Annotated in this window: 22 protein-coding genes and 1 pseudogene; 5 read left to right on the plus strand and 18 right to left on the minus strand. The window is 73.5% G+C overall.

Going from position 1 to position 21,368, the window contains the following annotated elements; translation table 11 throughout:
* Positions 1-60 precede the first annotated feature (60 nt).
* A complete protein-coding gene (locus tag HT134_RS45795; protein ID WP_246364962.1) occupies positions 61-858 on the plus strand; it encodes a spheroidene monooxygenase in 798 nt (265 codons plus the stop codon).
* Between the two features lie 10 nt (positions 859-868).
* Here HT134_RS45795 and HT134_RS22015 read toward each other — a convergent pair whose 3' ends face one another.
* From HT134_RS22015 to HT134_RS22075, 13 genes are all read right to left on the minus strand, one after another.
* Positions 869-1,840 (minus strand): phytoene/squalene synthase family protein, encoded by a 972-nt coding sequence (locus HT134_RS22015; protein WP_175602342.1) that lies wholly within the window; start codon positions 1,838-1,840, stop codon positions 869-871.
* Entirely contained in the window at positions 1,837-3,249 is a 1,413-nt protein-coding gene (locus tag HT134_RS22020; protein WP_175602343.1) for a phytoene desaturase family protein, read from the minus strand. Before HT134_RS22020 ends, HT134_RS22015 begins: the two co-directional genes overlap by 4 nt.
* Complete coding sequence (locus tag HT134_RS22025) at positions 3,249-3,386, minus strand: hypothetical protein (RefSeq protein WP_175602344.1); 138 nt, start codon at positions 3,384-3,386, stop codon at positions 3,249-3,251. The genes HT134_RS22020 and HT134_RS22025 overlap by 1 nt, the downstream gene beginning before the upstream one ends.
* Positions 3,387-3,391: 5 nt before the next feature.
* A complete protein-coding gene (locus HT134_RS22030) occupies positions 3,392-4,471 on the minus strand; it encodes a polyprenyl synthetase family protein (protein ID WP_175602345.1) in 1,080 nt (359 codons plus the stop codon).
* 211 nt (positions 4,472-4,682) lie between these two features.
* Positions 4,683-4,955: a uracil-DNA glycosylase family protein gene (locus HT134_RS22035; RefSeq protein WP_175602346.1), complete on the minus strand. Its 273-nt coding sequence runs from the start codon at positions 4,953-4,955 to the stop codon at positions 4,683-4,685.
* The gene (locus HT134_RS22040) at positions 4,952-5,386 is read right to left on the minus strand and encodes a hypothetical protein (protein ID WP_175602347.1); all 435 of its coding nucleotides are present in this window, start codon (positions 5,384-5,386) and stop codon (positions 4,952-4,954) included. Before HT134_RS22040 ends, HT134_RS22035 begins: the two co-directional genes overlap by 4 nt.
* 596 nt (positions 5,387-5,982) lie before the next feature.
* Positions 5,983-6,510, minus strand: coding sequence for a G/U mismatch-specific DNA glycosylase (mug, locus tag HT134_RS22045; protein ID WP_175602348.1), 528 nt, complete (start codon positions 6,508-6,510; stop codon positions 5,983-5,985).
* Positions 6,511-6,562: 52 nt separating this feature from the next.
* Positions 6,563-6,823 carry an alpha/beta fold hydrolase gene (locus tag HT134_RS22050; RefSeq protein ID WP_175602349.1) on the minus strand — a complete coding sequence of 87 codons (261 nt, stop codon included), beginning with the start codon at positions 6,821-6,823 and terminating at the stop codon, positions 6,563-6,565.
* Positions 6,824-7,070: 247 nt separating this feature from the next.
* Entirely contained in the window at positions 7,071-8,468 is a 1,398-nt protein-coding gene (locus tag HT134_RS22055; protein WP_175602350.1) for a sugar porter family MFS transporter, read from the minus strand.
* An 83-nt stretch (positions 8,469-8,551) separates the two neighbouring features.
* Entirely contained in the window at positions 8,552-9,151 is a 600-nt protein-coding gene (locus HT134_RS22060) for a response regulator transcription factor (protein WP_175602351.1), read from the minus strand.
* Positions 9,152-9,266: 115 nt separating this feature from the next.
* Positions 9,267-10,352 carry a sensor histidine kinase gene (locus HT134_RS22065; protein ID WP_175602352.1) on the minus strand — a complete coding sequence of 362 codons (1,086 nt, stop codon included), beginning with the start codon at positions 10,350-10,352 and terminating at the stop codon, positions 9,267-9,269.
* Between the two features lie 92 nt (positions 10,353-10,444).
* On the minus strand, positions 10,445-11,584 hold the full coding sequence (locus tag HT134_RS47695; protein WP_217708200.1) for a sensor histidine kinase: 1,140 nt from the start codon (positions 11,582-11,584) through the stop codon (positions 10,445-10,447).
* Positions 11,585-11,722: 138 nt separating this feature from the next.
* Positions 11,723-12,916 carry a hypothetical protein gene (locus HT134_RS22075; protein WP_175602354.1) on the minus strand — a complete coding sequence of 398 codons (1,194 nt, stop codon included), beginning with the start codon at positions 12,914-12,916 and terminating at the stop codon, positions 11,723-11,725.
* Between the two features lie 321 nt (positions 12,917-13,237).
* Between HT134_RS22075 and HT134_RS22080 the strand changes: the two genes are divergently transcribed.
* From HT134_RS22080 to HT134_RS22090, 3 genes are all read left to right on the plus strand, one after another.
* The gene (locus HT134_RS22080) at positions 13,238-14,152 is read left to right on the plus strand and encodes an LLM class F420-dependent oxidoreductase (RefSeq protein WP_175602355.1); all 915 of its coding nucleotides are present in this window, start codon (positions 13,238-13,240) and stop codon (positions 14,150-14,152) included.
* A 66-nt stretch (positions 14,153-14,218) separates the two neighbouring features.
* Entirely contained in the window at positions 14,219-15,736 is a 1,518-nt protein-coding gene (locus tag HT134_RS22085) for a 3' terminal RNA ribose 2'-O-methyltransferase Hen1 (RefSeq protein ID WP_175602356.1), read from the plus strand.
* Complete coding sequence (locus HT134_RS22090) at positions 15,720-18,188, plus strand: polynucleotide kinase-phosphatase (protein WP_175602357.1); 2,469 nt, start codon at positions 15,720-15,722, stop codon at positions 18,186-18,188. Before HT134_RS22085 ends, HT134_RS22090 begins: the two co-directional genes overlap by 17 nt.
* An 18-nt stretch (positions 18,189-18,206) precedes the next feature.
* On the opposite strand, the gene HT134_RS22095 is transcribed toward HT134_RS22090, so the two are convergent.
* The 4 genes from HT134_RS22095 to HT134_RS22110 all read right to left on the minus strand — a co-directional run bounded on the left by HT134_RS22095 (position 18,207) and on the right by HT134_RS22110 (position 20,413).
* A complete protein-coding gene (locus tag HT134_RS22095) occupies positions 18,207-18,578 on the minus strand; it encodes a DUF732 domain-containing protein (RefSeq protein ID WP_175602358.1) in 372 nt (123 codons plus the stop codon).
* A 270-nt stretch (positions 18,579-18,848) separates the two neighbouring features.
* On the minus strand, positions 18,849-19,007 hold the full coding sequence (locus HT134_RS22100; RefSeq protein WP_175588333.1) for a hypothetical protein: 159 nt from the start codon (positions 19,005-19,007) through the stop codon (positions 18,849-18,851).
* Between the two features lie 236 nt (positions 19,008-19,243).
* Complete coding sequence (locus HT134_RS22105) at positions 19,244-19,387, minus strand: hypothetical protein (RefSeq protein ID WP_175602359.1); 144 nt, start codon at positions 19,385-19,387, stop codon at positions 19,244-19,246.
* Between the two features lie 75 nt (positions 19,388-19,462).
* On the minus strand, positions 19,463-20,413 hold the full coding sequence (locus tag HT134_RS22110; RefSeq protein ID WP_175602360.1) for a class I SAM-dependent methyltransferase: 951 nt from the start codon (positions 20,411-20,413) through the stop codon (positions 19,463-19,465).
* 254 nt (positions 20,414-20,667) lie between these two features.
* Here HT134_RS22110 and HT134_RS22115 point away from each other — a divergent pair.
* A pseudogene (locus HT134_RS22115) lies at positions 20,668-20,865 on the plus strand (transposase); the annotation flags it as partial.
* Between the two features lie 27 nt (positions 20,866-20,892).
* Here HT134_RS22115 and HT134_RS22120 read toward each other — a convergent pair.
* Entirely contained in the window at positions 20,893-21,336 is a 444-nt protein-coding gene (locus HT134_RS22120) for a MarR family winged helix-turn-helix transcriptional regulator (protein WP_217708201.1), read from the minus strand.
* Positions 21,337-21,368: the final 32 nt, after the last annotated feature.

A 21,368-nucleotide genomic window follows, 5' to 3' on the forward strand; every position in this document is an offset into this window, starting at 1 on the left:
CCCGGCAGGGTGGCGTCCTTCCACCTCATCAGATATCCGGACACGAGTGCCATGCGGTACATGGCCTTCGACCGGCCGGTGCTGCGGCGTACCGGCGGCCTGGCGTTCCACCGGCTGCTCGGCACCGGCCGGGGCGCCTCCATGACGCCCGGCGCGGACCTGCGCCGCTGGGCGCTGTTCGCGGTGTGGCGGGAGGAGGCGGCGCTGGAGGCGTTCCTGCGCGGCTCGCCGATCGCGCGGCGCTGGCGGCGCGCGGCGGCGGAGTCCTGGCACGTGCGGCTGACTCCGCTGTCCTGGCACGGCCGCTGGGGCGGACGCGACCCGTTCGCCGCCGACTCCCCCGGCGGCCGTGACTCGTTCCCCGGCGGTCGTGACGGCTTCCCCGGTGGCCCTGACCGCTTCCCCGGCGGCCCTGACCCCTTCCCCGGCGGCCCTGACCGCTTCCCCGGTGGCCGTGAGCGCCCCGTCGCCTTCCCCGGTGGCCGTGACTCGTTCGCCGTCACCGGCTCCCCGGGCGGCCACGAGGGCCCGGTGGCGGTGCTCACGCGGGCGTCGATCCGGCCCGCCCGGCTCGTCGCCTTCTACCGCGCCGTCGCGTCCGTGGACCGCGAGCTGCTGCGGCAGCCCGGCTGTCTGGCCTCCGTGGGCGCCGGCGAGTGGCCGCTCGCCCGCCAGGCCACCTTCTCCCTGTGGCGGGACGAGGCCGACGTCCGCCGGTTCGCCTACCGAGGCGACGCCCACCGGGACGTGATCGGCCGCGTACGGCGCGACGGCTGGTACGCCGAGGAGCTGTTCGCCCGCTTCGCGCCGTACGGGAGCGAGGGCACGTGGAACGGCACGGACCCGCTGGCCGGTTGAGCGGAGGGCGTCAGGGCACCTCCACGGTGACGCGGCGCTCGCGCCGGCCCGCCGACCGGGCGGCCACGAGGTGCCGGGTGAAGATCGCCAGCCTGCGCCGGCGCGGCACCCTCGCGCGCCGGGCCAGCACCTCGTAGCCGCCGCGCTCGATCCCCGTCAGGATCCCGCCGTACAGCTCGTACGCGGCCCGCACGCACGGCCGCGACGACGGGGTGAGCAGCGCGACGCCCTCCAGCGCGCGGGCGTAGTGGTCCCGGGCGCGTCCGGCTTCGAAGGCCAGCAGCCGCCGGGCTTCGGGAGGCGTGCGCGCGCCGCGCAGCGCCGCCTCCGTGACGCCGAAGCGGTCGAGGTCGGCCGTGGGCAGGTAGACGCGGCCGCGGGCGAGGTCCTCGGCCACGTCGCGAAGGAAGTTGGTGAGCTGGAAGGCCAGGCCGAGCTGCCGGGCCGGCTCGCGGGCCGCGGCCTCCCTTCCCGGCAGCGGCTCCAGGATGGGCAGCATCATGGTGCCGATGACGGCCGCCGAGCCCTCCATGTAGCCGAGCAGGTCGTCGTAGGTGGCGTAGCGGGTCACGGTCAGGTCGGCGCGCATCGAGCGCAGGAACGCGGCCACCTCGCCGTGGCCGATGCCGAAGGAGCGCACGGTGTGGGCGAACGCGGGCAGGACCGGGTCGTCGGACCGCTCGCCCGCCAGGGCCGCCGCGACGCGGGTCGCCAGCCCGTCGAGGGCGCCGGCGCGGTCGCCGTTCATGGTGAACGAGTCGACGATCTCGTCGGCGTACCGGGCGAAGCCGTACAGGGCGTGGACGTGGCGGCGCTTCCAGGCGGGCAGCAGGAGCGTGGCCAGGTAGTAGGAGCGGCCGAAGCGGGCGTGCAGGGCGCGGCAGCGCTCGTAGGCGGCGGTCAGGCCGGTCGCGCCCTCCGCGGCGGCCGCCGGGGCGGTCGTGCCGTCCGCGGCGGCGGCCCGGGTGCCCAGGCAGGTCATCGTGCCTCCTTGAGAACGCGGCGGGCGGCCAGCCGCCCGGACAGCAGCACGGGCGGCACGCCGACACCCGGAGCGGTGTGCATGCCGGCGAAGTGCAGTCCCGGGACGCGGCGGGCCGCGCCGGACGGCCGGAACCAGGCCGTCTGCGTGAAGCGGTGGTCCAGGGCGAACGGGGTGCCCGCGGTGTGTCCCTCGGCTGCCCACCTGCGGGGATCCCAGGTGAGCCGGGGCGCCCGCGACAGGTCGCCGTAGCCGAGCGCGTCCAGGCGGGCCAGGAGCCGGTCCTCCACGGTGTCCCAGCCGCGGCCCAGCAGGTTGGGCGCGGGTTCGAGGACGCTGAGCGTGTCCGGGGACGGGTGGGTCACGAGGACGCTGGGGTCGGGCTGCGGCCGTCCCGCCTCCAGGGCGGCGAACGTCCGCGCCCACTGCCTGCCGAGGTGCAGGGTGTGGTGGGCCTGGCCGGGCAGGGGCCGGTTCAGCCCGATGTGGGTCACGACGCACGACGGGGAGAAGCGCGGCCGGCGCAGCCGCCAGTCGGCCGCGGCCCGCGGCAGCAGCTCCGCGTGGGCGCGCACCAGGTCGCCGGCCACCACGACGGCGCGGGCGGCCAGCCGTTCCCCGGTGTCCAGGCGCACCGCCGTGACGCCGTCGCCGCCGGCCTCGACGCGGGTGGCACGCGTGCCGTACCGGAACGTCGCGCCGAGCTTCTCGGCGAGGGCGGCCATGGCGACGGGCACGGCGTGCATGCCGCCGCTCTCTGGGAAGTAGACGCCTCCCACGGTGTCCATGTGCGAGATGACGGCGTAGACGCCCAGCGCCCGCCGCGGCGACAGCCCCGCGTACAGCGCCTGGAAGGTGTGCGCCCGGATGAGCCGCTCGTCGGTGAGATGGGCGGCCACGAGCCGGTCGAGGCGGCGGAAGCCGCCCATGGCCGCCAGGCGCAGCAGCGCGACCGGCCTGGCCAGGGCGCGCAGGCGGGTCATGTCCGCGTCGACGAACACGCTCCACTCGGCGGCGAACAGCCGGCCCAGCAGGGCGCGGAAGCGACGGTAGCGTTCGGCCTCGGCGGCCCCGCACAGCTCGCGCACCTGCCCGATCATGGCGTCGGCGTCCGGCAGCACGTCCAGCCGGGAGCCGTCGTGGAAGAGCAGCCGGTACGCGGGGTCGAGGCGGCGCAGCGGCAGCCACCGGTCGAGGTTCTCTCCCGCCGCGCCGAAGACCTCGGCCAGCACGCCCGGCATGGTGAGCACCGACGGCCCGGTGTCGAAGCGGTACGGCCCGAGCTCGGCCGTGCCGCAGCAGCCGCCGGGGACGTCCCGCGTCTCCACGACGGTCACCTCGCGCCCGGCCGCGGCCAGGTGGATCGCCGCCGACAGCCCGGCCAGCCCGGCCCCGATGACCACGTCCATCACGCCACCCGCTCCGTGGCCTGCCGGGCCACCCGCTCCATGGCCATGACGCCACCCGGCTCCGTGGCCTGGCGGGCCACCCACTCCATGACCATCACGCCGACCCGCTCAGCGGCCTGGCAAGTCACCCACTCCATGACCATCACGCCACCCGTTCCGTGGCCTGGCGGGCCAGCTCGACGAGGGCAGCCGCGGCGTCGGCGGGCAGGCAGGGCGCCTCCAGCGCCGCCGCCGCCTCGCCGGCCAGCGCGCCGATGCGCCGCTCGGCCGCGTCGAGGGCGCCGCAGGCGACGATCAGCTCGCGGGCGGCGGCCAAGTCCACCTCGTGACGCACGTCGGCCGCGCCACCCAGCTTGGCCTCGTCGTCTACGGGGCCGAGGACGGCGGCGCCGAGGTCGCCGGTGCGCGCGCGAGCCTCGGCCAGCAGGTAGGTCTGCTTGCCGAGCAGCAGGTCGGCGCCCGCGGGCTTGCCGGTGCGCGCGGGGTCGCCGAAGACGCCGAGCACGTCGTCGCGCAGCTGGAACGCCTGCCCCAGCGGCGCCGCGTACGCGCTGAGCGCCGCGAGCGTCACACCGTCGCCGCCGGCGAGCGCGTGCCCCAGGTGCAGAGGACGCTCGACGGTGTACTTGCCCGACTTGTACGCCCCGATCTCCACGATCCGGCGGCGCGTGGCGCGGCCGTGGGCGGCGCCGGCCAGGTCCAGGTACTGGCCGCCGATCAGCTCCACGCGCAGCCGGGTGAACACCTCCCACGCCCGGTACGGCCCGCGGGCGGCCAGCATCGCGCTGTCGGCCCAGGTGTAGGCGAGCAGGCCGAGCAGCGTCGCCACCGACTCCCCGTGCCGCCGCGGATCGCCGCGCCACCCGGCGCGCCGGTGCTCCTCGGCCAGCGCCAGGTGCGCCGTGACACGGCCCCGCCGGGTGCCCGACTCGTCCATGACGTCGTCGAGCAGCAGCGCGCAGGCGTGCACCAGCTCGACGGCGCAGCCGGCCGACAGCACCGCGTCCAGATCCTCCGGCCGCCCGCCCGCGGCCCGGTGCCCCCAGTACACGAAGGACGGCCGCAGCCGCTTGCCACCGCTCAGGACGAAGTCCGCGAGGAAACGGCGCACGGTGCCGACGCCCTCGTCCCCCACGAAGCCGAGCTCGCCCGTCTCACGCTCGACGATCTCCGCCAGATGTCGGTCGACCAGCTCGCGCACGGAGCCGGTCAGTACGGTCATGGTCACGAAATCCTCCGCTCGTCACCAGGATCTTCGAGAGCGGACGGACGTTCGGATGCACCTCACGGGGTCGTTTCACATGGAGGTGGGTGTCGCCGTCGACCCGGATCTCGATCCCCGCGCCGACCGATTCACCCGACAAGGGCCGGCAATACTCCTTAACCGGAAACTGGCCATGCCAGCCGCGTAACCCTCCACGAGAGAGCGCCAATCACACGCAGCCGATGCGCTCGCACACCCGCCACAGCCCGTCCGCGATCGCCGCCAACATCCAGTGCGCGTTCAACCCACTCGGATTCGGCACCACCCACACCGGCGCCCCACCCACCGACTCCCCCTGCAACCCCACCACCGCCTTGGGGCGGACAAACGCGGTCCGGTACGCCGACACCCCAAGCACCGCCAGCACCCTCGGACGGACCTCGGCCACCGACCCCGCCAGCCGGCGACCGCCCTCCACCAGATTGCCGACATATAGGGTCACAAGAAATCAGTAACCGCGACAAAGGAGGCCCAGTCAAATGTCGACCAATGCGGGTGAATGACACAGACTGCCATTGCTGCACTGAGCCCAGGAGTTACCGGCAAGCAAAGAGTAAGGGTTTTTCTTGCTCGCATATGATACCTCGGCAAGACGGCTGCCATCAACGCCAGCAAGGGACATACCACTGCAGCCAAAAGTAAGACGAGAGAGCTGATGTCAGAGAGCAAAAGCATTCGAGAACAGGATACATCTACCGACGACACATCCCCTTCGAGACAGAGCTTGAAACGGATCGCGTCGCCCATATGTATCAAACCAAGAGCCAGGAGCCAGGAGAATGCGGCAGAGATGACACCGAGCGCTATAGTTTTGCGCATCTTCTTTTCAGCAGGTTGAGTCGGAAACGTTGAGGGCAAATGAAAATCAGCCATAGCTTCATCCTACAATGAGGCCTCTTCATAAACCGAAATGAACCCAGGCCGACCCCCTGAGACGCCAGAAGCAAGTCGACTAAAGGGGAGCGACCTCCATGAGCGCGGCCACGTTCCGGCTCTTGTCACCAAAGCTCCGCACATCCGGTTTCAATGCGCCTTTCGCCAAGATCGAATGATCCGAACAATCTCGCTGTCGTTGAGCAAGGTAACACCGCAACCTGCGCCAGCCCTGGTACCAGCGTCAGACAGATGCAAGACGCGTAAAGATCGCACGACGCCGTGAACGACCCCATGACACAGATCGACGCATACGCCGTCACACTCCGAACCACGCGGGGCGCCGTACGGCGCCGGACGAAGCCCCAGTTCACCCGGCGTGAATCTGAAGATCCCGTCCGTGTGGCTCAGAGCAAGATTGCAAACGGACCGAGCGTAAGCTCCATATAAAGGACACACAAGATCCATTTGCGTGATTCATTGTGACGGATTGCAACTTTCCGCGTGGTCACGCCCATTTTGCGACATCTTTGCGCGCGAAGCTTGGATCAGCGATAAAGCCCCTGGCGCCCGCTACGCAAAGATCACCGATGCACTTACCGCTCTTGACACTGTGCTGCTGACGCACGTCCTATGTGCTCGCGCACCCGCCGCAGCTCCTCAGCTATCCCCGCCAACGTCCAATGCGCGTTCAACCCGCTCGGATTAGGCAGCACCCACACCGGCGCCCCACCCACCGACTCCCCCTGCAACCCCACCACCGCCTTCGGACGGGCGAACGCGGTCCGGTACGCCGACACCCCCAGCACCGCCAGCACCTTCGGACGGACCTCGGCCACCAACCCGGCCAGCCGGTGGCCGCCCTCCACCAGCTCCTCCCTCGTCAGCTCCGACGCCTTCGCGCTCGCCCGGGCCACCACGTTCGTGATGCCGAGGCCGTACGACGGGAGCAGGTGCTGTTCGGACGGGGCGAGGAGGCGGGGGGTGAAGCCGGACAGGTGCAGGGCCGGCCAGAAGCGGTTGCCCGGGCGGGCGAAGTGGTGGCCCGTGGCCTCCGACATGAGGCCGGGGTTGATGCCGCAGAACAGCACGTCCAGGGAAGGGCCGAGCACGTCGTCGATCACGTCCCGGAGGGTAGTCGATCCGCCGGGTTCCGCGTAGCCGCGGCGGTCGCCGTCAGGCGTCCCACCATGACGTCATCAGGTCCACGAACGCCGACGGCCGCTCCACGTGCAGGAAGTGTCCCGCTTGCGGCCACACCACGGTCCGTGAGCGCGGATGCCGTCCGGGAAGGCCGACCTCCCACGTCGCCGCCTCCGGCACATCGTGTACGGCCGGCACCGGGCACGTGAGCGCGGCCAGGTAGCGCGCGGGCTCCCGGTGTACGCCGAACGCGCCGGTCTCCGTGTCCATGCCGGCGTAGCACTCGGCCGGCACGTGACCCGGCGTAGCCGGCAGCCGGCACCCCGGGGCTGACGACCGTGCGCATCCCCACCGAAGAGCGGGGACGCACGGCGGTGCGGCTCGCCCTGCACCCCGAGGAGCGCCGGCACGTCCTGCTCGGCACGCACATCGTCGTCCGCGACTCCGTCCGGCCGCCCGCCCGGCGTCCCCTGGAAGGCCGGGGGCCGCCGGGCGTCCCCTGGAAGGCCGCGGGGCCGCCGCGCGCCGGTGAGCGGGCGGGTCAGCCCATCTCCTCCAGCGGCCGCCCCTTGGTCTCCCGCACCCACTTGGTGACGAAGAGGAACGACAGGACGGCGAAGGCCGAGTACATGGCGTAGGTGAGCGGCAGGTTCCAGTCCGCCAGCGCCGGGAACGACACCGTGATCGCCCAGTTGGCGATCCACTGCGCCGCGGCGGCCACGCCCAGGGCGGCGGCGCGGATCCGGTTGGGGAACATCTCGCCCAGCAGGACCCAGACCACCACACCCCAGGAGAGGGCGAAGAACAGCACGAACACGTTGGCCGCGACCAGCGCGATGAGGCCCTGCGGGTCGGGCAGGGACACCGCGCCGTTCACCGTGCGGGCGAAGCTGAACGCCCAGGCCGCGGTGCCGAGCGAGACGGCCATGCCGGCCGACCCGATGAGCAGCAGCGGCTTGCGCCCGATCCGGTCGACGAGGGCGATGGCGATGAACGTTCCGATGATGTTGATGACCGAGCTGGAGAAGCTGATCAGCAGGGAGTTGGCCTGCGTGACGCCGACCGACTGCCACAGCACCGTCGAGTAGTAGAAGATCACGTTGATGCCGACGAACTGCTGGAAGATCGACAGCGTGATGCCGACCCACACGATGCCCAGCAGCCCGAACGCGGGGCCGCGCAGGTCCTTCACCGTGGGCCGGCGCTCGGTGCGCAGCACGTGCTGGATCTCGTGGACGCGGTCGTCGATGTCGGCGCCGGGCCCCTCCACCTCCAGCAGCACCCGCCGGGCCTGCTCGGTGCGGCCCGCCATGATCAGGTAGCGGGGCGACTCGGGGATCGTCGAGGCGAACAGCAGATAGAGCAGGGCCGGCACGACGCAGGCGCCGAGCATCCACTGCCACGCCTGCAACCCCCACAGGCCGTTGTTGACGTTGCCGCCGGCCACCCGCGCCAGCGCGTAGTTGACGAGCTGCGACACGGCGATGCCGAGCACGATCGCGAGCTGCTGGAAGGACCCCAGCCGTCCCCGGTAGGCGGGCGGCGCCACCTCCGCGATGTAGGCCGGCCCGAGCACCGAGGCCATGCCGATGGCCACACCGGCGAGCAGCCGCCACACCCCGAGGTCCCAGACGCTGAACGGCAGCATCTGCCCGATCGAGCTGATGGCGAACAGGATGGCCGCCACCTGCATGGTGCGCGTGCGGCCCCAGCGGTCGGCCAGGTTGCCGCCCACCCAGGCGCCGATGGCCGAGCCGAGCAGCGCGATGGCCACCACGATGCCGATCTCGACCGCCCCGACGTGGAAGTACTTCTGGATGCCGACGACGGCGCCGTTGATCACGGCGCTGTCGTAGCCGAACAGGAACCCGCCTATGGCCGCCGCGGCGGTGATGAAGACGACATGTCCCAGATTCTCCTGATGAGCGGGTGCAGCCATGCGCGGTCCCTCCTTATGGAACCGGCATCTACCCCTCGGAAGGCACCTATACCGCCAGGCTTACGCAATCTTGACGCGGAGCCTCACAGCCAGCCCATGCGCTGTGCGGTACGGATGGCCTCCAGCCGGTTCTGCGCGTTGAGCTTGGTCATCGCGCTGGACAGGTAGTTGCGCACCGTGCCCTCGGTCAGGTGCAGCTCGCCCGCGATCCGCGCGATCGTCGCGCCGTCGCCCGCGAGGCGCAGCGCGTCGCGTTCCCGGTCGGTGAGCGGGCTGTCGCCGGCCGCCATCGCGGCGGCGGCCAGCTCGGCGTCCAGGTAGCGCCCGCCCGACTGGACCTTGCGGATGGCCATAGCCAGCTCCTCGGCGGAGGCGTCCTTGCCGAGGAAGCCGCTGACACCGGCGGCCATCGCCCGCCGCAGGTAGCCGGGGCGGCCCAGGCTGGTCAGGATGACGATCTTGCACTGGGAGCTGATCTGCTCGGCGGCGCTCAGCCCGTCCATGCCGGGCATCTCGATGTCGAGCACGGCCACGTCGGGGCGGTGCTCGGTCACGGCGGCCAGCACCTGGTCGCCCCTGCCGACCTGGGCGACCACCTCGATGCCGTCCTCCAGGTCGAGCAGCGCGGCCAGGGCACCGCGGATCAAGTTCTCGTCGTCGGCCAGCAGCACCCGCGTCGTCATCCCGCCGTCCCCTTCGCCGCAGTCGTCCCGGCCGCCAGCCCGGCCATCCGCCCGGCCATCCGCGTGGCCGTCCGCCCGGCCGTCCGCCCTGCCGCCCGCCCGGCCATCCGCGCGGTCATGCCGGCACCGCCGCGCGCAGCACGTACGCGCCCTCGCGCGTGGGCGCGGCATGCAGCGTGCCGCCCGCCGCGCCGACCCGCCGCGACAGGCCGCCCAGCCCGTCCGGCGCGTGCTCGCCCACCGGGCCGCTCACCCCGTCGTTGGACATCTCCAGCACCCCATCCTTGATCGTGATCGTGCAGCGCTCGGCCTTGCTGTGCTTGAGCACGTTCGTCGCGCCCTCCCGGACCACGGTCGCGAGCAGCGTCCGGGTCTCGGGCCCGAGCGCCGCGGTGTCGGCGTCCACGGCGCAGCGCACGCCCGCCGCCTCCAGGACCGCCCGTACGCTGGCGAGCACCTCGTCGAGGTCGAGCGTGCGATAGCTCTGCACGGTCGCGCGCACCTCGCGCAGCGCCTGCCGGGCCGCGTCGCGCACCTCGTACATGCGCCGCGCGGCCGCCTCGGGGTCGGACGCGAGCAGTTCCTCGGCCCGCGCGGCCCCGGCCGAGATGCCGGACAGGCTCTGCCCGAGCAGGTCGTTGAGGTCGCGGGCGAACCTCAGCCGCTCCTCCGAGACGGCCAGCAGCGCCCTGGCCTCCTGGCCCTCGTGGGCCTCCTTGGCCAGCCGCCACAGCCACAGGTTCGCGCCGACGCAGCACAGGATGAACGCGGTGATGCCCGCCTGGAGGACGACGAGGACCCACAGCACGCCGCCCGCGAACAGCGCCAGGTAGGCGCTGAACGCCACGACCGACGCCGCGGCCGCCGCGATGACGACACGCCGGCGCGCGTACGGCAGCAGCATGCCCAGCCACAGCACCGGCGCCCAGATCACCCAGAAGACCGACAGGGCGAGCGCGACCACGCCGGAGACCCACAGCAGGGCCATGGGCCGCTCGCCGCCCCTGACCGCGAGGCGGAAGCTGCGGGCCGCGAGCACGAACAGGACGACCAGCAGCACGCTCACCGCGATCGCCAGCGGCGCCCCGATCAGGCCCTGCTCCCAGCGCACGTACAGCTCCAGGAGACCGGCCAGGTTGACCAGCTGGACGAGGTCCGTGGAGTAGACGATGAGCCAGCGGACCTTGTCCAGCTTCGTCACTCGTCTGCGCCGTAACCGGCCGGCCCTGGCCCGGGCGGCCGCGATCCACCCGGTTCCCGTCCGCCCGGCCCGGATCCGGCTCGCCTCCCCGCTCACGCCGGCACCACCGCCTTCAGGACGAACTCGCCGGCGGGGCCGGGCCCGGCCGTGACCGCGCCGCCCGCGGCGGCCAGCCGCTCCGCCAGGCCCCGCAGCCCGCTGCCGCCGCCCGCGCCACGCGGCTCTGCGGGGACGCGGACGCCGTCGTTGCGCATCTCCAGCGCGCCGTCGCGGATCGTGATCGAGCACCGCGTGGCCGCGCTGTGCTTGAGGACGTTCGTGGCCCCCTCGCGGACCGCCCAGGCGAGCAGCACCCGGGCTCCGGGCGACAGACCGGCCGTGGCGGCGTCGATCTCGCAGCGGGCGCCGGCCGCCTCCAGCGCGGCCCGCACGCCGTCGAGCTCCTCGTCCAGGTCGAGGGTCCGGTAGCCGTCCACGGCGACCTGCACCTCGGCCAGCGCCTCCACGGCCAGCCGCCGCACGTCGGCCATCTCCCGCGCCGCCTTGCCCTCGGCCGCGGCCCGGGTGGCCAGCTTGGCGGCCAGCTCGCTCTTCAGCGAGATCACCGACAGGCTGTGCCCGAGCAGGTCGTGCAGGTCGCGGGCGAAGCGCAGCCGCTCCTCCGCCACGGCCAGGCTCGCCTTGGCCTCCTTGCCGTCGTGGGCGTCCCTGATCGTCCACCACAGCCACCGCCACAGCCACATGGCGACACTCATCAGCACGGCCGTGATCGCCTGGACGAGCAGGACCGGCTGCCACGGCTGGCGGGTGAGCAGGGCGACCGTGGCGGTCGTCAGCGCGAGCACGACCGCGCCGGTGCACCACGCGGCCCAGAGCGGCAGGTACAGCACCGCGGCCGACAGCCACAGGAACATCACCATGGCCCACATCCCGTCGCCGGTGCCGGCCGTCGCGGGCGGCACCAGCGCCAGCGCGCCGACCGCCAGCAGCCCCGCCAGCACGAGCCGGACGCTGGGCGCCGGACGCGTGTCGAACGCCTCACGCAGCAGGAACGGGAAGAGCCCGCACGTGCCGGCCAGGCAGGCTCCCGCGGCCACGGCGTGCGGCACGGAGATCGTCCCCTCCGCGAACGCCGTGACCACCATGCCCATGAGGGTCAGCGCCAGCAGGGCGACCGCGCCGTCCATCCAGTAGACGAGGACCTTGCGCGCTGTGAGCGCCTGGCCTGCCACCGCCCTCCCCCTCGCCGGCGACGTCATCTTCACTTGCCGGAATCCTATAGTTCCGGGAAAGGCACGGCATCGGGGAAGTCAAGCGGCCGGGCGGGATCGGGCCGGGCGGGGTCGGGCCAGGGCATGGGCCGCGGCGGGTCAGGCCAGTGTGTGCGCGAGGACGCGGGCCACGGCCGGCTCCGGTTCGGCGCCGCGCAGGGACAGCCAGGCCAGGTCGTTGTGGGCGGCGAACGCGGCCAGCGCCCGGGCGTCGGTCTCGGTCAGGTCGGCGGCGTCGTGCAGGACGGGGGTGAGGGCGACCCGGTGCCAGGCGTCGGCGGGTCCGTCCAGGCCCTGCACCCGGGCGACCTGCCGGACGGCCGCGCGCACGGCCGACGCGACGCGCCGCAGCCTGCCCGGGGCCGAGCCGGCCGGCTCGATCGTGGCCAGCAGGTCGACGGTGGCGATGTCGGCGCCGTACAGGCGGGTGAGGTGCAGCATCGCCACGTCGCGTGCGGCCAGGCCGTTCTCGTGCAGGGGCAGCGTGAACGTCACGGGCAGCCGCCGCTGCTGCTGGAGCAGCCGCAGGGCGCGCGCCCGGCGGACCACGGCGGGCCGGTCGGCGGCGTCGCGCGCCTCCACGTCGAGGTACGCGGCGCCGAGCCGGGAGACGGCGGCGCCGTACGCGGCGGCCAGGCTCTCCGGGGTGGGGCAGGCGGCGGCCAGGTCACGGCCCCGGGGGCCGCCGAGCACGAGGCCGGCACCGCCCCCTTCGTCCCGCAGCGCACGGATCGCCGCGGCGAGTGCGCGCTCCCTCTCCTCGTCGCCTTGCTCCTCGCCGCGGGACGCGGGCTCTTCGTCCGTGGCCGTGGTCCTGGGCTTCTCGGCCGGCGCGTCCCCGTCGTCGGTCGTTCCGGGGTCGGCCGGGAGGCTGGGGGACGGCGTGGGGACGGTGCCCTCCGAGGGCGGGGCGTCGGTCGCGGGTGCGGTGTCCTTGGCGGGTGCGGTGTCCTTCGCGGGTGCGGTGTCCTTCGCGGGTGCGGTGTCCTTCGCGGGTGCGGTGTCCTTCGCGGGCGGGGTGGAGGCGGTGGTCCAGGCAGGGGTGCAGGGAGCGGGGCCGGCGACCAGGTGGGCGAGGGCGTACCAGCGCGACCCGGTGCGGCGGGCGTCGGCGGCGAGGTCGAGGTCGGGGTCGCGGCCGGGTTCGGCGAAGCGGACGAACGCCGCGGGTCCGGTCGCGGCGGAGGAGGACGCCCCGGGAGGCCGGGGCCGGGCGAGCGCGGGGGACACCGCCGGCGGTACGAGGTCGGGCAGGGCGCGGGGCGGCAGCAGCGTGACCGCCACCGCGGTCACGCCCGCGAGCCCCAGCGCCGCCAGGAACGCCAGCGGGCGCGGAAGCGTGCCGTCGGGCCGCGCGCGCCGCCCCTCGGCCGCCCGCCCGCGAGAGGACGCCGCCGTTCCGGAGGCATCCGTCCCGGACGACCGCGTTCCGGAAGCATCCGTCCCGGGCGGTCGCGAGCCGGACGACCGCGGGCCGGACAGCCGCGAACCAGACATGCGCCACCCCGAGTCGTCGGCCGATCACACAGAGCGTCGATCGCGACGGTAGCAAGCCGGACGGCTTCACCGGGGCCGTTCTCCGGATGCCGTCCGCTCTATGCCGATAATGACGACATGAAGTTGCGGATCTTCACGGAGCCCCAGGAGGGCGCCACCTATGACGACCTGCTCGCCGTCGCCCAGGCGACCGAGCGGCTGGGCTTCGACGCGTTCTTCCGGTCCGACCACTATCTGCGCATCACCGCCGGCGACCCGGGGCCGGGCTCCACGGACGCGTGGACCATGCTGGCCGGGCTGGCGCGGGAGACCTCCCGGATCAGGCTCGGCACGCTGGTGACCCCGGCCACGTTCCGGCTGCCGGGACCGCTGGCGATCACCGTGGCGCAGGTGGACCAGATGAGCGGCGGCCGGGTCGAGCTGGGCCTCGGCACGGGCTGGTACGACCGTGAGCACGCGGCGTACGGCATCCCGTTCCCGCCGGTGGCGGAGCGCTTCGGCCGGTTCGAGGAGCAGTTGGAGATCGTCCGCGGGCTCTGGACGTCCGACGGGCCGTATTCGTTCGAGGGCGCCTACTACCGGCTGGTCGACTCCCCCGCGCTGCCCAAGCCGGCGCAGCGCCCGAGCCCGCCGATCATCATCGGCGGCCTCGGCGCCAAGCGCACGCCCCGGCTGGCGGCGACGTACGCCGACGAGTACAACGTGCCGTTCCACTCGCCCGAGGAGACGGGCGCGGCCTTCGACCGGGTACGGCGGGCGGCCGAGGAGACCGGGCGCGCGCTCGTGCTGTCGGCGGCGCAGACCGTGTGCGTGGGCCGCGACCAGGCCGAGCTGGAGCGGCGCGCGGCGGCGATCGGCACGGGCCTCGCCGACCTGCGCCGCAACGGGCTCGCCGGCACTCCCGCCGAGGTCGTCGACAAACTCGGGCGGCTCGGGGAGCTGGGGGCCGAGCGCGTGTACCTCCAGGTGATGGACCTGTCCGACGCCGAGCACCTGGAGCTCATCGCCGCCGAGGTGCTGCCGCACGTCTGATCCGCAGGCGATCGTCAGCCGATATATCGGTTGGCGTGGTTCGTCCGGGACCGGCACACTTGGCGCGTGCTGCTGACGATCTCGACGACCGCGAGACCGGCGAGCGACCTGGGCTTCCTGCTGCACAAGCATCCCGACCGGGTGCAGGAGTTCGGGCAGTCGTCCGGCAAGGCCACCGTGTTCTACCCGGAGGCGGGCGAGGAGCGCTGCACCGCCGCCCTCCTCCTGGAGGTCGACCCGGTGACTCTGGCCCGCTCACGCGGGAAGGGCTCGCCGGACTTCAGCCTGTCGCAGTACGTCAACGACCGGCCCTACGCCGCCTCGTCCCTGCTGGCCGTCGCGCTCGCCGACGTGTTCCGCACCGCGCGGGCGGGGCGGTGCGCGGCCCGGCCGGAGCTGGCGGCCACAGCGCTGCCGCTGGAGATCCGGCTGCCCGCGCTGCCCTGCCGGGGCGGCCCCGACCTGGCGCGGCGGCTGTTCGAGCCGCTCGGCTGGGAGGTGTCCGCGGAGGCCGTGCCGCTCGACGAGGGGTTCCCCGAGTGGGGCGACTCGCGGTACGTGACGCTCACCCTCACCGGGACCGTGCGGCTGGCCGACGCGCTCAACCACCTGTACGTGCTGCTGCCCGTGCTCGACGACGCCAAGCACTACTGGATCGCGCCGGACGAGGTGGACAAGCTCGTCCGGGCCGGCGAGGGCTGGCTGGGCGCGCACCCGGAGCGGACGCTGATCACGCGGCGCTACCTCGGCCGGCGGTGGACGCTGGCCCGTGCGGCGCTGACGCGGCTGGCGGAGCTGGGCGACGAGACGGAGGAGGCGCTGGAGCCGGCCATCCCGGAGGAGCCCTCCCCCACGACCCCGGCCGCCGAACCGGAGGACGCCGCCACCGAGCTGGAGGACTCGCCCGCCGAACCGGACGACGCCGCCACCGAGCCGGCGGACGCCGCGACCGAGCGCGAGGACGCGCCCGCCGCCCCTCGCTCGCTCAGCGGGAAGCGGCGCGAGGCCGTGCTGCGCACCCTGGAGGAGCTGGGCGCGACCAGCGTCATCGACCTCGGCTGCGGCCAGGGCGAGCTGGTCGGCGCGCTGCTGGCCCGGCCGCGCTTCGCCCGCGTGGGCGGCATGGACGTCTCGCCCATGGCCCTGACCATCGCGGCGCGCAAGCTGAAGCTGGAGCGCATGCCGGCCGCCAAGCGCGAGCGGCTGACCCTGTTCCAGGGGGCGCTCACGTACACCGACAAGCGGCTGACCGGCTACGACGGGGCCGTGCTCATGGAGGTGATCGAGCACGTGGACCCGCCGCGCCTGGCCGCGCTGGAGCGGGTCGTGTTCGGCCACGCCCGGCCGCGGCACGTGCTCGTCACCACCCCGAACATCGAGTACAACGTGCGCTACGAGTTCCTGACCGGGCTGCGCCACCCCGACCACCGCTTCGAGTGGACGCGGGCGGAGTTCGCGGCGTGGGCCTCGGAGGTGGCCGCCCGCCACGGCTACACCGTCGCCCTGTCACCCGTGGGCGAGGACGACCCCGAGGTCGGTCCGCCGACGCAGATGGGAGTGTTCACCCGTGATCAGCGTTCCTGAGCTGTCCCTGGTGGTGCTGGTCGGGGTGTCGGGCAGCGGGAAGTCGACGTTCGCGGCCCGGCACTTCAAGCCGACGCAGGTGATCTCGTCCGACTACTGCCGCGGCCTGGTCGCCGACGACGAGAACGACCAGTCGGCGACGCCGGCGGCGTTCGAGCTGCTCCACCACATCGTGGGCGTGCGCCTGGCGCGCGGCCTGCTGACCGTGGTGGACGCGACGAACGTGCAGTACGGCGCCCGCAAGGCGCTCATCGACCTGGCCCGGCGGCACGACGTGCTGGCCGACGCCATCGTGCTGGACGTGCCCGAGGAGACGGCGATCGAGCGCAACGCCGCCCGTCCCGACCGCGACTTCGGGCCGGGCGTGGTGATCCGGCAGCGCAAGGAGCTGCGCCGCTCGCTGTCGAAGATCTCCAAGGACGGTTTCCGCAAGGTCCACGTGCTGCGCGGGCTCGACGCCGTCGAGAACGCCTCGGTGACGTACGAGAAGGCGTGGAGCGACAAGCGGGAGCTGACGGGCCCGTTCGACGTCATCGGCGACGTGCACGGCTGCCGCGCCGAGCTGGAGGAGCTGCTCGCGCGGCTCGGCTGGCAGGGGCTGCGGCACCCGGAGGGGCGCACGGCGGTGTTCGTCGGCGACCTGGTGGACCGCGGCCCCGACACGCCGGGCGTGCTGCGGCTGGTCATGGACATGGTCGAGGCGGGCACGGCGCTGTGCGTGGCCGGCAACCACGAGCAGAAGCTGGTGCGCGCGCTCAACGGCCGCAACGTGCGGGCCACGCACGGGCTCCAGGAGTCGCTGGACCAGCTCGCCGCGCAGCCGCCGGAGTTCCGGGAGCGGGCGCGGGCGTTCATGGACGGGCTGATCAGCCACTACCAGCTCGACGGCGGGCGGCTGGTCGTCGCGCACGCCGGCCTGAAGGAGTCCTACCATGGGCGGGCGTCCGGGCGGGTCCGCTCGTTCGCCCTGTACGGGGAGACGACCGGGGAGACCGACGAGTACGGCCTGCCCGTGCGCTACCCGTGGGCCGACGACTACCGGGGCCGGGCCATGGTCGTCTACGGCCACACCCCGACCGTGCGGCCCGAGTGGGTCAACAACACGATCTGCCTCGACACGGGTTGCGTGTTCGGCGGCGCGCTGACCGCGCTGCGCTACCCCGAGCGGGAGCTGGTGAGCGTGCCGGCGCGGAAGGTCTGGTACGAGCCGGTCAAGCCGCTCGGCGGCCCGGCCGCTTCGGTCCGCGAGCCGGGCATGCTGGACATCGACGACGTGCGGGGCACCCGGTACGTCGAGACCCGCTTCGGCCCGCGGGTCAAGGTGATGGAGGAGAACGCCGCCGCCGCGCTGGAGGTGATGAGCCGCTTCGCGGTGGACCCGCGCTGGCTGGTCTACCTGCCGCCGACGATGGCGCCGCCGGAGACGTCCACGCTGGACGGCTACCTGGAGCACCCGGCCGAGGCGTTCGCGGAGTTCGCCGCCGCCGGGGTCGGCGAGGTCGTGTGCGAGGAGAAGCACATGGGCTCGCGGGCCGTGGCCGTCCTCGCGCGGACGCCGGAGGCGGCGCGCGACCGGTTCGGCGTCACCGACGGGAGCACCGGCGCCGTGTACACGCGTACCGGCCGGCCGTTCTTCGCCGACAACGGGCCGCTCGTGGACCGGCTGCGCGAGGCGTGCGCGCCGCTGTGGGCGGAGCTCGGCTCCGACTGGGTGGTGCTGGACTGCGAGCTGCTGCCCTGGTCGGCCAAGGCGGGCGAGCTGATCAGAACCCAGTACGCCTCGGTGGGAGCCGCGGCGCGGGTGGCGCTGCCCGAGGCCGTGGCGGCCCTGGAAGCGGCGGCCGGGCGCGGACTGGATGTGGGCGGACTGCTGTCGCGCACCCGGCGCCGCTCCTCCAACGCTGCCCTGTTCCGCGACGCCTACGCCCGGTACTGCTGGCCGGTCGACGGGCTGGACGGGGTGCGGGTGGCGCCGTTCCAGATCCTCGCCTGCGAGGGCCGGGCCACGGCGCTGGAGCCGCACGCCTGGCACCTGTCCACGCTGGCCCTGCTGGACTCGCCGCTGATCACGCACACGCGCCACCGGTTCGTGTCGCTGGAGTCGGAGGAGTCGCGGGCCGGGGCGGTGGCCTGGTGGGAGTCGCTGACGGCCGAGGGCGGCGAGGGCATGGTGGTCAAGCCCGCCGCGTACACGCCGGGACGGGTGCAGCCGGGGGTGAAGGTCCGGGGCCGCGAGTACCTGCGCATCATCTACGGGCCGGACTACACCGAGTCGCTGGACGTGCTGCGCAGGCGCTTCCTCGGCAAGAAGCGGTCGATGGCGCTGCGGGAGTACGCGCTGGGGCTGGAGGCCCTGGCCCGGCTGTGCGAGGGTGAGCCGGCGTGGCGGGTCCACGAGCCGGTCTTCGCGGTCCTCGCCCTGGAGTCGGAGCCGGTGGACCCGCGCCTGTGAGCCCTTGCCGAGGGGTGCTCAGGGGCGGGGGCACCACTCCTGGACCGCCTCGACGATCTCGGCGGCCTGCCGCCTGGTCACGTCGGTGAAGCGTTCCTGGGCGTCGCTGACCAGCTCGCCCGGCGGCTTGCCCTGCCGGATGTCGCGGCAGGTGGCGCGGGCGCGGCTCAGCGCCGCGCCCTCCTCGGGCGCCAGCCACGGGGCGATGCCTTCGAGCCGGTGCAGGAACGCGGTGCGCTGACCGGCGTCGGGGCTCGGCTGCCGGGCCGGCTCGGGAACGTCCTCCCCGGCGGCCGGGGGCGGCAGGGCGGCGTGTCCCGCGTTCCAGGCGGGGAGCTGCCCCGAGGCTCCGGGACCGAGCAGCCCGGCCACGACCAGGGCGACGCTCACCCGCCGGCGAGCGCGGTCCCGGTCATCGCCAGAACCCTTCTCTGGGGACGCATGTGGCGCACCGTACGCCCCACATGACCACCACGTCCGCTTTCCCGGCAAACGGACGACCGGAATGCCGATAAAAGCCTGTCCCTTGACCGTGCGCAGCGGCCGTGGCCGTGCGGGTGAGGCGGGAAGCCCCCGCCGGGCACCAGACCGGCGGGGGCTTCGGCAGGGGGATGAGACGTCAGGCCGCGAGCTCCGTGACGCCCGCCCGCGCCGTGGACGTCAGGCCGCTGACTCCGTGACCTCGGCCTCCAGCGGCATGACCGCCGCGATCAGGTCGGCGAAGTCCTTGCGCGGCACCTCCAGCACCACGTCCGGCCGGTCGACGTGGTGGATCTCGACGTGGTCGTTGAGCCGGCGCGCCACGACACTGCTGCTCATTCGTGCTCCTTCCGTCGGGGACCTGCCTGCCGGTGGCCATGCCTCCGAGCCTGCGCGGACGACGTCTCGCAGCCGCCCGCGTCGCCCCGTTCCGTGAAGGCCCGGCCACCGTGGGTCAGCCTGCCACGCGGCGGGCCCTCGGGCATCTGGCGTCGAGGGGAGCAGGTAGAGACACCCCCGCCTCGGAGGACCATCTATGCGCCTCGGGTGAAGACCTGCCCTGCGCATATCCGCCGTTATTGGAGCGAATCAGGCGGAAGGCATGCGGCCAGAACGTACAGCATCGCCGTGAAGGCGACCACTCCGGCGGCCACGGCCCAGGCGGGCACGGCCACCGGGACGCCGTAGGAGCGGGTGATGGCGAGCCAGCGTTTGATCATGCGCCGATGGTGCCCGCGACCACGCCGGAAATCAAGATCACCCAAGGTGTACGGCGGGGCGTCCGGCGTCCGGCGTCAGGAGCCGGACGCCGGGAGCTGGAAGTGCCAGATGAGCATCGAGGGCACGTCGCCGTAGGCGGCCCGGGCGGCCTCCGGCACCAGGCCGGCCAGCGACCAGGGCCAGACGTCCCAGACCGCGACCACCTCGGCCGAGGAGGGGGCGGCCTCAGGTGGCGCCTCAACCTGAGGTGACGTGTCGGCCGCAGGTGGAGTGTCGTGCGCGGGTGGCGTGTCGGCGATCCTCGGCTCCTCGCAGCGGCGCACCTGCAGCCCCGCCGACAGGGCCGCGCGCAGGTAGTCGCCGACCGCGTGACGGTAGGTGGCGATCCGGCCCGGCCGCCCGTCCGCCAGCCGTACGGGCGGGACGAAGCCCCGCGCCACCCCCTCGGGATGCATGTCCGAGATCACCAGATGCCCGCCGGGACGCAGCACCCGGGCGAACTCGGCCATCGCCGGCCCGAGCGACGGGACGTGCGTCAGGGCGAGGGAGCAGACCACGAGGTCCACGGCGTCGTCGGGCACCGGCAGGTCGCCCAGGTCGCCGAGCGAGAACACGGCCCTCGGCACCCGGGCGCGCGCCCGCGCGAGCATGTCGGGCGAGCCGTCCACGCCGATGACCCGGTGGCCGCGCCCGGCCAGCGCCGCCGCCACCCGGCCGGTGCCGCAGGCCGCGTCCAGCGCGTCGCCCGCCGGAAGGCCGTCGAGGATCCGCCCGACGACGGGCTCCTCGATGTCGAATAGGCCGTTGGGCCCGTCGTAGGTGCCGGACCAGACGCGGTATCCCTCGACGGCGTCCACGTCCGCCACCTCGACGGCCGCGCCCACCAGCGCCTCGTCGCCGAGGAGCCTCCGGATCTCGCCCAGCCGCGCCTCCACGAAGTCGCGGTCGTGCTCACCCCTGAAGGAGCGCAGCAGCGCGACCCCCTCGACGCCGAGCAGGTAGGCCAGGGGATGTTCGTAGATCACGACGCGACCCTAACGACCCCGTCCCGGGGACGCCATCCGATTACCAGCCGGCCGCCCCCTGCCCCACCGGGCCGACCAGGAGCTGGCCGTTCAGCATGCGCGAGGGAGGACCGACCAGCGTTGGTGCCCGCCAGCACCGACAGAACCGGCCACGCGCCCAGGGGTCCGGCCTGGCGTGCGCGCTAGGTCGTGTCTTCAATGTGATCTCCCGGGGTGAAAATGGCGGGCCAGGCGCCGGCGAGCCATCCGATCACGCCCTCGGACGATCCCGCGGCGGACTGACCAGCAAGATTCATCTGGCCTGCGACGGTGCAGGCCGGCCGCTGGCGTTCCTGGTGACCGGCGGGAACGTCAACGACTGCACCCGCCTGCAGCAGGTGCTGCAGGCCATTCGCGTTCCCCGCCTCAGCCGCGGCCGGCCCCGCACCCGCCCTGACCACGTGGCAGCCGACCTGACCCGATCACTTTGAAGACAGGCCCTAGGCGGGCCGTGCCCCCTCCAGGTGCTCGACGCAGCGCGCCAGCAGCGCGATCAGGGTCTCGCGTTCCTCGTCGCTGAAGGCGCCGGCGAGCCCGCGCTCGACGCGTACGGCGTTGGCGTCGGCGGTGGCCATCACCTGCGCGCCCTTCGCGGTGAGCCGCGTCTCCAGGATGTTCTTGTGCCACTCGTGCGGCGTCCGCTCGATCAGGCCCTGCTCCTGGAGGTTCTTGAGGACGGTGTTCATGGTGGGCGGCGTCACGCCGCACGCCCGGGCGAGCGCGGCGGCCGAGATGCCCGGACTCTGCGCGAGGTGGAGCAGCGCCGAGTACTGCGGCACGGTGAGGCCGGCGGGCCTCAACGCGGCGTTCTTGGCCGCGTTGAGCGCCTGCTCCGCCCGCTTCAGGTGGAAGCCCAGGCGCTCGGGGACGGGCATCGAGGTCATCTCCGCATGGTAACGACCCTGTTCAGCCGACG

Source organism: Nonomuraea rhodomycinica, assembly GCF_013363995.1.
Taxonomy (GTDB): Bacteria; Actinomycetota; Actinomycetes; order Streptosporangiales; family Streptosporangiaceae; genus Nonomuraea; species Nonomuraea rhodomycinica.